At 39.3% G+C, this 15138-nt stretch carries 17 protein-coding genes; 8 read left to right on the plus strand and 9 right to left on the minus strand.

All coding sequences use genetic code 11. The annotated features are described in order from the left end of the window. Positions 1–141: 141 nt before the first annotated feature. Complete coding sequence (locus tag KNP79_RS13650; protein ID WP_215192815.1) at positions 142–495, plus strand: hypothetical protein; 354 nt, start codon at positions 142–144, stop codon at positions 493–495. An 80-nt stretch (positions 496–575) separates the two neighbouring features. Further along, complete coding sequence (locus KNP79_RS13655) at positions 576–905, plus strand: ArsR/SmtB family transcription factor (protein WP_215192816.1); 330 nt, start codon at positions 576–578, stop codon at positions 903–905. A gap of 272 nt (positions 906–1177) precedes the next feature. Here the strand turns inward: KNP79_RS13655 and KNP79_RS13660 are convergent, their stop codons facing one another. From KNP79_RS13660 to KNP79_RS13680, 5 genes are all read right to left on the minus strand, one after another. Next, a complete protein-coding gene (locus tag KNP79_RS13660) occupies positions 1178–1942 on the minus strand; it encodes a DUF5626 family protein (protein ID WP_214686151.1) in 765 nt (254 codons plus the stop codon). Positions 1943–2191: 249 nt separating this feature from the next. Next, a complete protein-coding gene (locus KNP79_RS13665; RefSeq protein ID WP_215192817.1) occupies positions 2192–2953 on the minus strand; it encodes a hypothetical protein in 762 nt (253 codons plus the stop codon). A 354-nt stretch (positions 2954–3307) separates the two neighbouring features. Then, positions 3308–3610 (minus strand): hypothetical protein, encoded by a 303-nt coding sequence (locus KNP79_RS13670; protein ID WP_176705762.1) that lies wholly within the window; start codon positions 3608–3610, stop codon positions 3308–3310. 136 nt (positions 3611–3746) lie between these two features. Next, on the minus strand, positions 3747–3944 hold the full coding sequence (locus KNP79_RS13675; protein WP_214686153.1) for a hypothetical protein: 198 nt from the start codon (positions 3942–3944) through the stop codon (positions 3747–3749). A 401-nt stretch (positions 3945–4345) separates the two neighbouring features. After that, positions 4346–4801 carry a JAB domain-containing protein gene (locus tag KNP79_RS13680; RefSeq protein WP_131486123.1) on the minus strand — a complete coding sequence of 152 codons (456 nt, stop codon included), beginning with the start codon at positions 4799–4801 and terminating at the stop codon, positions 4346–4348. A gap of 371 nt (positions 4802–5172) precedes the next feature. Here KNP79_RS13680 and KNP79_RS13685 point away from each other — a divergent pair, with 371 nt between their 5' ends. Beyond that, positions 5173–5514, plus strand: coding sequence for a YolD-like family protein (locus tag KNP79_RS13685; RefSeq protein ID WP_251132980.1), 342 nt, complete (start codon positions 5173–5175; stop codon positions 5512–5514). A gap of 136 nt (positions 5515–5650) precedes the next feature. Here the strand turns inward: KNP79_RS13685 and KNP79_RS13690 are convergent, their stop codons facing one another. Together KNP79_RS13690 and KNP79_RS13695 are read right to left on the minus strand one after the other, a co-directional pair. Then, positions 5651–7249: an AlwI family type II restriction endonuclease gene (locus KNP79_RS13690; RefSeq protein ID WP_012390453.1), complete on the minus strand. Its 1599-nt coding sequence runs from the start codon at positions 7247–7249 to the stop codon at positions 5651–5653. Then, positions 7242–7805, minus strand: coding sequence for a DUF5057 domain-containing protein (locus KNP79_RS13695; protein WP_215192818.1), 564 nt, complete (start codon positions 7803–7805; stop codon positions 7242–7244). The genes KNP79_RS13690 and KNP79_RS13695 overlap by 8 nt, the downstream gene beginning before the upstream one ends. 227 nt (positions 7806–8032) lie before the next feature. Here KNP79_RS13695 and KNP79_RS13700 point away from each other — a divergent pair, with 227 nt between their 5' ends. Both KNP79_RS13700 and KNP79_RS13705 read left to right on the plus strand, forming a co-directional pair. After that, positions 8033–9166 (plus strand): DNA cytosine methyltransferase, encoded by a 1134-nt coding sequence (locus KNP79_RS13700; RefSeq protein ID WP_012390455.1) that lies wholly within the window; start codon positions 8033–8035, stop codon positions 9164–9166. A gap of 21 nt (positions 9167–9187) precedes the next feature. After that, entirely contained in the window at positions 9188–10096 is a 909-nt protein-coding gene (locus KNP79_RS13705; RefSeq protein ID WP_176705764.1) for an STM4504/CBY_0614 family protein, read from the plus strand. A 247-nt stretch (positions 10097–10343) separates the two neighbouring features. Here KNP79_RS13705 and KNP79_RS13710 read toward each other — a convergent pair whose 3' ends face one another. Both KNP79_RS13710 and KNP79_RS13715 read right to left on the minus strand, forming a co-directional pair. Further along, a complete protein-coding gene (locus tag KNP79_RS13710) occupies positions 10344–11159 on the minus strand; it encodes a cation diffusion facilitator family transporter (RefSeq protein ID WP_215192819.1) in 816 nt (271 codons plus the stop codon). A gap of 133 nt (positions 11160–11292) precedes the next feature. Then, positions 11293–11607: an ArsR/SmtB family transcription factor gene (locus tag KNP79_RS13715; protein WP_168413572.1), complete on the minus strand. Its 315-nt coding sequence runs from the start codon at positions 11605–11607 to the stop codon at positions 11293–11295. A 356-nt stretch (positions 11608–11963) separates the two neighbouring features. Between KNP79_RS13715 and KNP79_RS13720 the strand changes: the two genes are divergently transcribed. The 3 genes from KNP79_RS13720 to KNP79_RS13730 all read left to right on the plus strand — a co-directional run bounded on the left by KNP79_RS13720 (position 11964) and on the right by KNP79_RS13730 (position 15071). Next, on the plus strand, positions 11964–13889 hold the full coding sequence (locus KNP79_RS13720) for a heavy metal translocating P-type ATPase (RefSeq protein WP_214844997.1): 1926 nt from the start codon (positions 11964–11966) through the stop codon (positions 13887–13889). A gap of 261 nt (positions 13890–14150) precedes the next feature. Beyond that, complete coding sequence (locus KNP79_RS13725; RefSeq protein WP_211779434.1) at positions 14151–14705, plus strand: recombinase family protein; 555 nt, start codon at positions 14151–14153, stop codon at positions 14703–14705. Between the two features lie 45 nt (positions 14706–14750). Then, entirely contained in the window at positions 14751–15071 is a 321-nt protein-coding gene (locus KNP79_RS13730) for a helix-turn-helix domain-containing protein (protein WP_215192820.1), read from the plus strand. The last annotated feature ends 67 nt before the right edge of the window (positions 15072–15138 follow it).

Below are 15138 nucleotides of genomic sequence, written 5' to 3' on the forward strand. Positions count from 1 at the left end.
CTATCACTCCACTTTATAATTATTGTAAAATTATCCAACACACCTTTATTATAATCCGGTATTTGTTAAATAGCTTCTTATTCCTGTGGTTGACCGTATACATAAATAGGCAAGGTGTAATTGATAGGAGGAGTGAGAGAAATGGATTTACGAAAACCAATCGCAATAAACAAGACGTATAAACCGATCCTGATTTTTAAAGACGGGGTAGAATTAATGGAGTGTGTCTCCATTCAGGAAGCTGCACACTATCTGAAGGGATACACGTTATGCACCGCCATGCCGTATCGCCACATTATGAATGGCATCATCCTTGATGAGACCTGGATCCATGAGGGGAGCAGCTATCGGTTCACCACTGATTCTAATGTAAAGAAAACAACACTGAAGGAAATTAAGATTCAAAATAAGGAATACATTCAAGGGCATATCTATATAAAACCTAACACTTGGGGGTACTCAACCTACTATTTAACTGTAGTAAAGAAATTCTGAGACAAACCCATGTACTTAAAATGGTATATATTTGAACTTGCACTTGCATTCAAATTTCATATGTAATAAAATAATTACATATGAAAGACTTACAAGTAAACGAGGATATTTTAAGTACTTTATTGGCGCTAGCTAACCCTTATAGACTACAAATTCTTTATTTACTTACTTTAAATCGAGAGTATGTAAGTGAGTTAGCTAGAAAAATGGGCATTAGTAGACCGTTACTTTACTTGCACTTAAAAAAACTTGAGGAGGTAAATCTAGTTAGTAGCCATCTTGAAATATCAGAATCTGGTAAATCTTTGAAATTTTACCATTTAACTGATTTGAATTTCACTTTAAACGAAACAGTTCTTAAGTCAATGTTTGAAAAAAACGATATTGAAGGAGATAATATTAGTGACTAGTATCTACTTAACATTTTTCTCATTTGTTCAAATTTTTCTTCCAATAATAGTATCAATCGTAGCATTAATTCTCATATTTAGATTTATTAATAGATATGAGAAAAAATCTGAAGAAAGATCCGCTATAGAAAAGCAACAGTTGGACTACATATCTAACAAAGTAAATGAAATAGAAAAATTACTTAAACAAATTGACTAATTTAGTCTAGTTTTAAGCAAAAAGGCTTAATTCCATAAATGAAATTAAGCCTTTTTACAAATAAAACTGATATTTAATAACTATATGCCGAGCTATAGCTATCTTTACCCACAAACAACTTCAACCAGCATGAAACTGATCCAAGTCCATCGTAGGCTACAAAATTAAAGTCTAACTTTGCAGATGCTTTATAATCCTGAGTCTCTTTTGCTCTAGTTATTTTCAGACCAGTAAAAGTAGTGGTTCCACCTTTACCAACTAGTTTGTAATCATACACTCTTTGAATGAAATCCATCCCACCCTGTACTAAAGTGAAATCCGCATAAAAATATGCATCAGCCACACCAATGTTTTTACGAACTTGGGCTTTTTTATATGCTTTATATCCCGATCCCCCTGTAACCGTTCCTGGCGTTACAGTCATAGGCTGAATCATTCCAGGCACTGACGGTGTTGCTTCAAAAGTCTCTACCGTAGTCGGCTCAATAGTTGTTGCCGCAACAGAACCATCTGCGTAAATCTCAATCTGTTCAATATTCCCCGCTTTATCACTGTTCTGAATAAAATCAATTGGCTCAACGTTCGGTTTTAGAGAATCCCAAATCTCTCCATTTTCAAGCTTGTTTATTAATTTCTCTTGAGTCACCACGTCTACATTGTATGTAGCTAAAAACTCTTTAAGAGAAACGATTTCTTCTGCTGGAATATTAATATTACCCTTAACCTCTGTCGCTTTTTCTACGCTTGATTGATTTTCACTTGCTTGAACAGATCCAATCCCCGTTGTTAATGAGAGCGTTAACACAGGTATCATTAATCCCCCTACAATTTTCTTCATAAGTATACCTCCTGTTTTTATTTTCACTTCATTTACCACAATAATGTAATTTTAATTACATTTCAATACATTAATGATAATTATTTCCTTTAATTTATTTTAAAGGATAATTATGTTTTTTGAATTTTAACACGGTTCTGAACCTAATTCTTAATCCGTGCGAGAGCAATGAAAATTGCCCGTCCCGTTAAATAAAAGTGCGAATTTTCGACCTTTTATTTAATCTGTTATATTCCGTTGTTAAAAAAGTTAGTAACTATACGCCGAGCTATAACCATCTTTACCTACATACAATTTCAACCAGCAAGATACTGCTCCTGCTCTATATGGAGTAAATTTAAAATCTAATGTCGCAGATGATTTATAATCCTGAGTCTCTTTTGCTCTAGTTATTTTCAGACCAGTAAAAGTAGTGGTTCCACCTCTTCCAATTAGTTTATGACCGTATACTCTTTGAATGAAATCCATCCCACCCTGTACTAAAGTGAAATCCGCATAAAAATATGCATCAATCACACCAGTATCTCTACGAACTTGGGCTTTTGTATATGCTTTATATCCCGATCCCCCTGTAACCGTTCCTGGCGTTACAGTCATAGGCTGAATCATTCCAGGCACTGACGGTGTTGCTTCAAAAGTCTCTACCGTAGTCGGCTCAATAGTTGTTGCCGCAACAGAACCATCTGCGTAAATCTCAATCTGTTCAATATTCCCCGCTTTATCACTGTTCTGAATAAAATCAATTGGCTCAACGTTCGGTTTTAGAGAATCCCAAATCTCTCCATTTTCAAGCTTGTTTATTAATTTCTCTTGAGTCACCACGTCTACATTGTATGTAGCTAAAAACTCTTTAAGAGAAACGATTTCTTCTGCTGGAATATTAATATTACCCTTAACCTCTGTCGCTTTTTCTACGCTTGATTGATTTTCACTTGCTTGAACAGATCCAATCCCCGTTGTTAATGAGAGCGTTAACACAGGTATCATTAATCCCCCTACAATTTTCTTCATAAGTATACCTCCTGTTTTTTTTTCACTTCATTTACCACAATAATGTAAAAAAAATTACATTTCAATACATTTACAATTTTATATTATCTTAATTTTATTTTTGGTATAATTTTGTTTTTATAAACCTAAGATTTCAAAAAACACCATTCGGCCGAATGGTGTTCCTTGCGTGGCGTTAGACGCGCCCACGCTTTTGCTTTTGACGTTGCCCTTACGCTCCGTGCCTCCCGTTAGAAAGGACCAGGAACATAGAGATGCGTTTTAAAGCAGCTCTTGTTATCGGGCCGTCAGGGGGGCAGCGGTGCGATGAGCGACTTCGCCCTAAGGCGTTAGACGCTCACGCATGAGCACGGATCACCATTTCTTCTCCCAGGCCCCGTCCTCGGACACGCCCCAATCCTCGAAGCGATACTTGATGAGCCAATGGACATGCATCACTTCATATTCGAATACACCCTTGGATAGCTCTGAGACGACGAAGCTGACGTCTCCATCCGCCACCTCCCAGGTCCCATATAGATATACGCTCTTGATCGGATGCTCTTCCGCATCCAGATAGATCACTACGCGAAAATAAGGCGAGTTCCGTCCCTCATCGAACCGGACGAACGGATCCAACCCTTCGAACGCATAGTCATCAAGTAGCCGCTCGTCCATCACGCCTCACCCCTTTCAGTTTTTATAGACCAATTCCCAATACTTATGCGATTCACGCTTCGTTCAAAGACTCACTAAATAAAAATGTATGCGTGTATACAAATATACAAGTATACATGTATACATTTCGAAACAATCAGTTATGTACTTGAAGCGTGTTCGTATTAAAGAAGACCGTCATCTGTTTCAATCGTTCCCCTTCTTTCACCTCACAAAGGATATCCATGCTTACCAACTCAAATGCCTCAGGATCGATGTCCATCCGTTCAGGAAGTCTTCTAAGCAATACCTCTTTCATCTCTTTGATCGTTTGTTGGTCCAATGTGTGACTCATTTGAATCATCCTCTCCTGTTGATAGCTCAACGATACCTTGAATCTGACCACTCGACATCTCGGCTTGTTTCATATAAGCCCTGGGCTTGTTTGAAACAAGCCCAGGGCTTACGTAGGAAAAATGACCATTTTCACCAAACAAGCACTCATTTTTCATTAATCCAAACATCGCAAATACACATTCATGAAAAAACAGAGCAACGCGAGTTCTTTATGCCTTTGACTTCTCACCAAAACCATTTGTTTTCGCCACGCGAAAACATTCCTTTTCCCGGATTCGAATTCTGGATCCAGGCGAGAGCAACGCGAGTCGCCAATCTTGTAAAAGAAAAACGTATGTTTTTCCTCCTTGCTCTTACCGGACGGACCAGGGCCGGTCCCCCGGCCCCGCTCCATTCCGTTCAACCCATATAGCCCCGCTGTTTCATGCTGACATATGACTCGTCCGCACCGAGGATGAGATGGTCGAGCACCGGGATGCCGATGAGGTCACCCGCTTCATGCAACCGTTCTGAGACGAGGATATCCTCCCGGCTCGGGCTCGGGTCCCCGCTCGGATGTTGGTGACAGGCGATGATGCACGAGGCATTGTTCAAAATCGCGCATTTGAAGATTTCTCTCGGGTGAACGACGCTCGAATTGACGCTCCCGACGTGCGCCCGATGGACGCCGATGACCCGATTCTTCGTGTTGAGCATAATGACGAGGAACACCTCACGGTCATCATCCCCGATAAAGGATGCCCCGATTTGCCGAGCATTGTCGGGTGATTGGATGACGGCGTGCTCGAGGGCGACCATTTCCTCTCGAACCTCTTGCTTGATACGGATGACCTCGATGATTGACGATAGTTCCATGATGGTTTGTCCCCTTTCGGATAAGCTGTCCTCAGAACGAACACCGTTGTGCGTCCTGTTGACGGGAACGCAGCGAGCGTCGGGAGACGGTGCAAGGGCGACCGCAGGGAGAGCCTCAAAAAAATGCGTAGAGCAAACGGAGGACCAGGCTTCCGTAGCCAACGAGCGAAAAGCCTTGCTTTGAGCCAAAAGCGAAGGAAGACGGACCGGAGGGCGCGTCATTTTTTTGACGTCCCTTGCACCGACGACCAGCGAGCTAGAGTACGGAAACAGGACGCACGGATCACCAATCACGAAAAAGGCTGTTCAAATGAGATAAACCGGGTATAAAATAAGAACTAATGTTCGTTTTTTATGGAAGGAGAATCATGATGACGATGTATCGCGATCGGGGCGAACTGAAATGGATCCCATTTCTCATGCCCGAACATAGGGCCCTACTGACGAAATACTACAAGGAAATTCAAAAGATCGAGATGCCCGATGTCGATGAACAGGTCCTATCGGTCTATGAAAACGTGCTGAATGATGCAATCTTCAGTGGGAATCTGGTGGAGGTGAAATATGTGGAGGAGCGGGAGATGAAACGATTCAGAGGATTCGTGCACCGGACAAACTACATGGAGCGGACCGTCGAGCTGGCCAATCAAAGGGACGGGATCATCCATGTGCCGTTCGAGGCAATCATTCACGTCGAACAATCGATAGACTAACGCCCTGGCGGTTGTTCGAAGTCTGCGTCACGAAACGAAGTGTCGCTCCTCGACTTTCCAAAAATAGAAGGGAAGAACACAATTGTTCTTCCCTTCGCGGCACGATTCACTTATATAACTGGATTTGTATTTTGATTTATACGAATTGCTTTAAATCATTGAATCCTTTGTTTTTAGCATTCTCAATAAATAAACGGACCCGTTCTTCTCGAGGGATTTGATTCTCCAAACAATAATCTAGAAAACCAATCAACACCTCACGCGTGATCATTAATCCTTCGATCGTTTCACCTGTTAATTTTTCCGCAAGAGACGTGATTGACTTTAATTTTTTCTCACCCGTGAAGCCTCCAGAGGTGACATATCCATAAAACTCAAGCTTGCTATCGTCATATGTCATATAGTTTTGAATGTACTCTGATGCCATGTAATTCGCGAGCTGTTGCGTTAAGCCAAATCCATTCGGGTAATGTTTGGTGTCGATGATGCCATGAATGGAACCTGAACGAATTAGAATTTCGATTTCTGTTTGCTTACCCTGAATTTTAGGCTGATAGATTGTCTCGAAACCGATTGCCTTCAAGATGTCAGTGGTCGTTCGTTCAAATTCATTGTGCGTCATGTCCCCTAGATATCTCTCTACAAAATCTTCAGAAAGGTGGTTCATCGTTCCTTGTCCGGCTCGAACCGCACTCACAGCTTTTAGTGCATCGCGTTTCCCGAAGATAGGTTCGAGATAAGATAGAAGCTCTTCATCTGTCCATTCTGTGGGAGTAGGGATTTTACTTAAAGCGACTTCAATTTTTTTGGCCATTTTAGCCGAGTTATTGGCAGGTTTGATGTCACCAAACTCATTTGATTTGTAGCTGTCAATGTCTAGGCCGCTGCTCTGGGCCATCCGTTCCACTGATATGAGGTAACGAGTGTTAAACGGGTAACGCGTATCATAGTAAGCGATACTCTTCATCGCCGCCTCGACCAAAGACAGATTTGTTTTCAGAATCGACGTTCCTCTCTCATATTCAACTAGTCCTGTATACTCACATAGCAACATGAATGTGTGTGCAACGTCTGAATGAGCCTGATAGTAATCGCGAGCGGCCTTATCGTTTCGGGCTCGATGATCGTAGTGAACCGCGACCTCTTGCTTCATTGCTTCTTTTTGTTCTGGAGACGCACTTCGGAACGATAGGATTTTTGAGACAACCTCTTGTTCCTGTGAGTCTTTTTGTGCGGTTAAAACAAAATACGTGATTTCTTCTTTAGATAGACGATACTCAAGATCTGCACGTTGTACGAGTTTGATTAAAAAGCGCGCAGGGCGAATACGGAATCCCTCTTCGAATTTCGGACGGAATCCTTTTTCCATGAAATAGGCATTCGGAATTTGAAGCGTAAGAATTTGTTTCTTCACATTTTCATACGGTTGGACCCCGTCTACTAAAGCTTTCCCTACCTTAGTCGGTTTTACAAATCCTTCTTTGTCGATGTAACAATACGAGAACGTCTTTAACATCGCACACCACGTACGTCCACCTGATCCATCGTTGCTTACGTTGTTACGCTTTAATCCATGTGCCGCGAGGACCGATTCATAGTGCTTGTGCAGTTCTCGATTCCCTTCCCATTTCTTTGTGAAATTATCTGTCGCCTCTTTCAATGCAGTGACGGCCTCCGCGTGGAATTGAGGATCTCTCTCCGGTCGTGTGATAAACCATACTTTACGTTCAGCCATATCGTTTCATCCTTTCGCTTCTCATTTTATTTTTACGTTCTCGTATGTCTGGTCGTTCATTCAATTCAATCAATAATTGTTTTTTGACCATTCGGTTTCCCGGCAATGGATTTTTGTCATAATATTCGACGACTCGATAGATGACATCAAAATGATTTTCGACTGCCTCATCAAACTCAATTTCACCATCGAGTTCAGATACCGATTCGATAGTCTCTGCATACTTTCTAATGATTTCTTGGATTTCGAGAATCGAGATATTTGATGGATCACTGTTTTTTGTAAAAGAAGATATCGTCCCATTCATCAGCTCTTCTTTCATCTCAAGTGAGGCTTTCCAGTATCGAATCAACGTGATCGCATTGAAGACGTTTCCGGCACGTTCGTCTCGATAAATTGAGTTGACTTCTCGTCCTGTCTTTTCCGATAGGATCCTTCTGATATCCTTTTGTGCCAAATGTTCCTTGAACGCACTTATGATTTCTTCCGTGATGAAACTCGAACAGAGGTACATTTCACATAACTCTCTTAAGTTTCTAAGGCGCTTATCTTTCAATTGTTCCTCCCCCTCTTAGGTATCTGTTGCTAAGTTTAGATTACAACAGGCTATCAAAGTGAAATCATTCGACATTGAATGATTTTACTTTGATAGCCTTCTGTATTTTAGTTTTTGTAATTTGAGCTTAAGGGCTGCTATTTGTTAAAAAGAGATGTAGAATAGGCTTATGAGTAAGCAAGAACATACTTTCGTTTTTATTAGCATTAACAGTGAGGAGTTTTATTATGATATTTAAAAAAGGTGAACTATTTAATGGTCCAGGTGGCCTTTCTCTTGGTGCGAAAAATGCACGCGTGATTCATCCAGAGACAAACGAGGAATATCGGATCGTACATGAATGGTCGAACGACTACGATGAGCAAGCTTGTAAAACATTCCGTTTCAACATCTGTGATGATATTGATGATAATTCCGTCCATCACGGACCCGTCGAACAACTTCCAATCGGAGACAAGTCTGTCCTGGGTGACATCGATTGCTTCGCATTCGGATTCCCATGTAATGACTACAGCCAAGTAGGTGAGAAGCATGGATTGAACGGTACATTCGGTCCTCTCTATTCTTATGGAGTTAAAGTACTGAACGAGTATCAACCAAAATTTTTCGTCGCAGAGAACGTCGGTGGTCTTCAAAGTGCCAACGAAGGTAAAGCGTTCATTCAGATTTTGACTGAGCTTGAAGAGTGCGGCTATGTATTGACGCCTCACCTCTATAAATTTGAACTTTATGGCGTCCCTCAGGCTCGTCACCGGATCATCATCGTTGGGATTCGCAAAGATTTGGCAGAGCAAGGAATCGAATTTAAAGTTCCGGCGCCACTTAACACACTCGACAATGTCAAAACAGCAAGTGAGGCAATCTTGAATCCTCCGATTCCAGAAGATGCAATGAACAACGAACTGACTAAGCATTCTAGTAAAGTGGTAGAAATGCTCAGACACATTCCTCCTGGCGAAAACGCTTGGTACTTAGGAATTCCAGAACACTTACGTTTAAACGTTAAGGGTGCACGTCTGAGTTCGATTTATAAACGATTGGATCCAAACCGTCCAGCATATACCGTGACAGGTAGCGGTGGTGGCGGTACGCATATGTATCACTGGGAAGAAGAACGCGCTTTGACAAACCGTGAGCGGGCCCGCCTCCAAACATTCCCGGATGATTTCGTATTTATTGGGAGCAAAGAACAGGTACGCAAACAAATCGGCATGGCCGTTCCCCCTGCAGGAGCTCAAATTGTTTTCGAGGCGATTTTGAAGACCTTTGCTGGCATAGAATACGATTCAGTTGAGGCAACACCTAAATTGCAATTAAGCAATCTTAAAGGAAAAAAAGTCTTAAGTATTGTTAATCCTTAATCTTAAGAGTTAGAGGTGACGATGATGTTGTTTTCTCAAAAACAAAAAACTGAAGTCCAAAGCATCTATCCATATGAAAATCTCCCTAAAAAATTCAGGCTCCAAGTTTTTCACTTGATTAAAAAAATGTATTCAGTGAGCAATGGCTCTACACCTCAATCTCGTGATTATTTCAGAAAATTTGTTTCGACCATCTGCGAAGAACATGGCATTTATTCATTAACTTCTGCACCTGGATGTACCTCTCGTCCCGCGGATCCTGTCGCTCTATGTCTCCATTTCATAGTAGAGTGTACAGAGGACGATTGGGTAGTGGATATGATTGAATTGATTTTCATCGATATGATGAATTCATATTATTACAACTATCCTAGAATTAACGATGCATCTAAAAATTGCTATGTAGAAACATTGAATAGAAGATTTAGAGAAAATGGAATAGGTCTAGAGTTTATTAACAATCAAATTATTAAAGTTGATTCTATGATTTTGCATCATGAAGCAGTTAAACCTGCGCTGTTATTGCTTCATGATCCACGTTTCGAGGGAGCATTAGACGAGTATTTAGAAGCACACGAACATTATAAAAACGGAAATAATGATGAAGCTATTACTTCCGTTGCTAAATCTTTTGAAAGTACAATGAAAACAATTTGTATACTTAAAGGTTGGAAAATGGAAAAGCAGACTGCTGCACCTCTAATTAAGACATTGTTTGATAATGGCCTCTTGCCCTCGTACTATATGACCCAATTAAATTCTTTAAAGACAACGCTTGAAGGTCTAGCTACAATACGAAATAAAAACACTGCTCATGGTCAAGGAATGGATTTGATTCATATACCTGACTATTTAACACAATATGCTCTAAATCTTGCCGGATCGAATATTACGTTTTTAATTAAAGTCTTTGAAGAAAACACTGATTAATCATGTATTTTAAACGAACGTTAAAAAGACATAATTGATAGTTAATACACATTAAAATGAAAAGAGGCTGGGACATAACTAGCCAGTTCTAAAGTATTTCAATCAAAAAGAGGGGTGTAAATTGTAATTTTATTTTGCATTAAATTTAAGGGGTGCTTTGCACTAATAAATCGAGTAGGAGACTAGCCATTAATTGACTAGTCTCCTACTCGATTTAAAATAGTCCTTTTTTCAATATATAAATACTTTAACTGCCATAAGCATACCCTTTTTCCAGTTCGTCTTTACTTGTAGTTATTTCTATTGTGATATGATCCTTTACACCCGATGTATGGGCAAGCTCTGCAATTTCTTCTTTGATTTCCCTAGTCTTGTTTATATCGGAAGAGTCTATAAGAACCGTAACGATAAGGGCATTTTCTTCTCCGTCCAGTGACCAAATGTGAAAATGAGAGAGGTCCTTTACAGCAGGAATATTGTTAATGGAGTTCGCCAGGTTCTCTACGTTTACATTTTCCGGCGAACCGTTCAATAAAATTTTCATTGTACTGAAAAATTCAGGTACAGTTTTATAGAGGATATAGAGTGCTATCAAAATCGATAAGATTGGATCCAATCGATAAGCCTCGGTAAAGTTCATTACGATACTCACAACCAAGACCCCAATCCACCCTAATACATCTTCTAGCATATGCAGGTTCAACATGCCTTCGTTTTTAGATGACCCTTTGCTTAGAATCCAAGCCGCATATCCATTCAATCCAATAGCCACGAGTGAAAGCCAAAACATGCCACTGTAATTAACCGGTTGCGGATCAATCAAACGTGGGATACTTCGGTAAATCATAAAAAATGAGCCGCCGATCAGTACTACTCCAGTTATCAACGCCCCTAATAATGAAAAGCGGTTATAACCAAAAGTGAACTGTTCATCTTGCTGCTTTTCTGAGTACCCCTGGAAAAACCAAGCGAATCCAATAGAAATGGAATCTCCTAAATCATGAACGGCGTCGGACATAATTGACACACTATTGAAAAGAGACCCAAAGAAAAATTCAATCATGGAAAAAAAATAAAGTTGGTGAAAAAAGCAATTTTAATATTCTTATTCGGTTGATTTTGGTGCGAGTGATTTTCTTGTTTCTCTGACTTTGAAATTTTAAAAACCTCCATTTGGTTTTATACCTTATTAGCTTTTATTGTTCTAGTTCGTTGATATGAGTTAAGACTTGTTCGAGAATACTGAAAACATGAAGATCATCAAGACTGTAAACCATGCTTTTCCCTTCTCTCCTTGCCTTCACTAAACGCGAATCTTTCAATATTTTTAGTTGGTGTGAAATCGCGGACTGTTCCATATCCAATGCAAGCACAATGTTTCCAACACTGAGTTCTTTTTTCTGTAAGAGAAAGAGAATCGACAAGCGTGTAGGGTCACTAATCACTTTGAATAATTTGCTTATTGATTGAATCTTCTCTTTATTGATTGGCGAAGATGTTGATGTATCCATATGCTCTTATTCCTCTCATATGATTTTCCGTTCATATATAATACCACATGGGTAAAACGATGCAAGTTTTTAGTTTATAGACTAAATTAAGACTTTTGTATTCATAATAGTAGTCCATTTGAACAAGAAGCATCTTGTCTTGACAAAGCTCATACAGTGAGTTAATATGATTTTGTAAACATATGATTTGTTATTCATATGTAAAACGTAAAGATTTCGATTTACATATGGGACAACTGAAAGGAGTCAGAGACAATGGAAATTACATGAATACTTCTCTTCTTTTAGTGGGAATTTGTGTGATTTAATAAGTAAATGAATGGAAATCAAAGGAATTATATAGGAAGGTGATAAAAATGGAAACTATCGAAGAACAACAATCTCAAGAAAAACATAATCACAACCACGACCATGACCATGATCACGGGAAAATGCCAATCGTTTTATACTTTATTGGTTTAGTATTAGCAGTGATCGCTCTATTTTTGAATGAAGATTATCAGTTGCTACAAAACATTTTATTTTCAATCGCTACCATCAGTGCGGGGTATCATGTCATTATTCTTGAAGGCCTTGGGGAAACAATTGAGAACACAAAAGCAAATAATAAGTTCACGCCTAATTCTCATATTTTAATGGGATTAGCGGCTATAGGAGCTTCAGCAATAGGGAATTTTTGGGAAGGAACGTTGTTGATTCTCATTTTTTCAGGCGCACATTTCCTGGAAGATTACGCTGAAGGAAGAAGTAAACGAGAAATCACGAAATTACTCGAAATGAATCCAACGACTGCTCGGTTAATTTTGCCTGATGGGAATACAAAGATTGTTGATGTCAGTGAATTAAAAGTGGGAGATCAACTTCAAGTATTGAATGGCGATCAAGTCCCCATTGATGGCGTCATTTTGTCAGGCTCTACGTCCATTGATGAGTCGTCTATTAATGGAGAAAGTATCCCAAAAGAGAAGTCCAAAGGAGACTACGTTTTCGGAAGTACAATCAATGGAACAGGTACTTTCACAATGGAAGTCACTAAAGAAAATAAAGATACAGTATTTTCAAAAATTTTACAGTTAGTAAACCAGAACCAAGACAACCAAACAAAAGCTGCGAGTATAATCCAAAAATTTGAACCGAAATACGTTACAGTTGTTTTAATTGCCATTCCGTTATTCATGTTATTGGCTCCTTTTCTCCTAGACTGGACATGGTCACAAAGTATCTATAGAGGATTGATCCTTTTAGTGGCAGCTTCCCCCTGTGCTTTAGCAGCAGCTACTGTATCGGTAACTTTATCGACGACTTCTAACTTGGCCAAAAAAGGCGTCCTTTCAAAAGGTAGTTCTTACCTGTCTCAATTAGCCGATACTCAAGCCATTGCATTTGATAAGACCGGAACTTTGACCAAAGGAAAACCTGAAGTAACCAATTATTATTTTGCTGATTCCGTGAACGAAGAAAATATGATTGATATCGTGGTAGCTCTTGAAAAAGAATCCAATCACCCCTTAGCAGATGCCATTCTAAGAAAGTTTGAACAAAAAAATCAACTGACTATTGAAGTAGAAAATCAGATTGGTAAAGGGTTGACAGGAGATTACAACGGCAAAAATTATCGGATCGGAAAACCAACTTCATTTGACGAGGTTGCAAATGAATATATTCGTTTAAATAATGAGTGGGCATCAGAAGGTAAGACAGTCGTATATGTAGCAGAAGATGAGAATGTCATTGGACTTATAGCTCTCATGGACGTTCCAAGTGAACATGCAAAAGAAACTATTAAATACTTTAAAGAACAAGGCATACACACCACTCTAATCACTGGCGACTCAGAAATGACAGGAAAAGCAGTTGCTGAACAATTAGGAATAGATGAAGTAATCGCGAATGTCATGCCAGAAGATAAATCTCGAATTATAGACGAGCAAAAAGAGAAATACGGCGTAACAGCAATGGTGGGTGATGGTGTAAATGATGCCCCAGCCCTTGTGAATGCAAATGTAGGGATTGCCATGGGAGACGGAACCGATGTAGCAGTAGAGGTGTCTGATTTAGTTTTAATGCAGAATGACTTATCTAAATTGGTTAAAGCTCATGGAATTTCTTCTAAAATGAATCGTGTCATATGGCAAAACATCCTTTTTTCAATGGCAGTCGTAGCCTTTTTAGTTGTAGTGAGTTTATTAGGTCTAACAGATATAGCAATCAGTGTCACTATTCATGAAGGAAGTACGTTGGTCGTTATTCTGAATGGACTTCGTTTATTAAAATCTAATTAATTCTATCAAAACCCATAAATCTAGGGTATAGTAATAACTGTCTGAAGTTAATATGCCTTTAACGTTCTAAAAACGTTAGAGGCATATTTTTTATAAATTACTTTGTCTCAAAAACAATCGATTATGGGACGATTTTAAATAACAACTTTTATAGACTAGAAGAAGGGTTTTTTAGTGCCAAAACTTTGCTCTTTATCTACGTATCTTTACCCACCCTTTATGATACAATTGAGAAAATCAAAATAGAGAAGGAAGAGGATTATGAGTGGGTATATATATGGGTATGCAAGGGTAAGTACACGATCACAAGAATTGTCTCGTCAGTTGGATTTGCTCAATGAACATAACTGCAACGAAATACTGACCGAAAAAATGACGGGAACCAAAGCTAACCGTCCGCAATTAAATCGGCTGAAAGATAAATTGCGTCCAGATGATACAGTTATCGTGGAAAGCTTCTCTCGTTTGGGGCGCAGCACAAAAGATTTAATTGATCTTGTAAATTACTTTGAAGAACATAATGTAAAGTTGATCAGCTTAAAAGAGAATTTTGATACGGTCACTCCCCAAGGGCGACTTATGATGACTGTGTTTCAAGCATTTAGTCAATTTGAACGAGATTTGATTGTTGAACGCACAAAAGAAGGTTTAAAAAGTGCTCGAGCTAGAGGGCGAAAAGGCGGGCGTCCTCCTGTGAACCAACGAGATATTGAACGAGCAATAAAATTGTACGAAAGTGAGGAATATAGTGTGAAAGAAATTGTTGAGATGACAGGAATCAGCAAGTCAACGCTTTATCGTTACTTGGATAAATAAAAATTGACGATTAATTTTATTTAATCGTGGGAAAGAGGTGTTCTCATGAACCAAGAACTTCCTCCATTAACTTCATATTCAGAAGAACTACGACAAAATGCGATGGATAAATATCAAGTGATTGCCCCTTATCTTAAGCATGAAGAAAGTTTGAGTAATATTGCTGAAGAATCAGGGGTTCCAAAAAGAACTTTATACCATTGGGTAAATCAATATCAACAATCAGGGTTGAAAGGATTGATCCGAAGAAAGCGCTCGGATTCAGGAAGCTTTAAAGTAGAAGAAAATGTACAAGAAGAAATTAAAAAGCTTATATTTGAAAACAAAAAAAACACCTTAACTTCTGAACTGCTCCCCGTCAAGTAGACAGGGTAAATAATGAAAACCAACCTAAGCGGCTTGAGACCTGTATTCGACAGGGCTCAAGCCGTTC

The sequence above is a fragment of the Exiguobacterium sp. s7 genome, assembly GCF_018618195.1.
Classification (GTDB): Bacteria; Bacillota; Bacilli; order Exiguobacteriales; family Exiguobacteriaceae; genus Exiguobacterium; species Exiguobacterium mexicanum_A.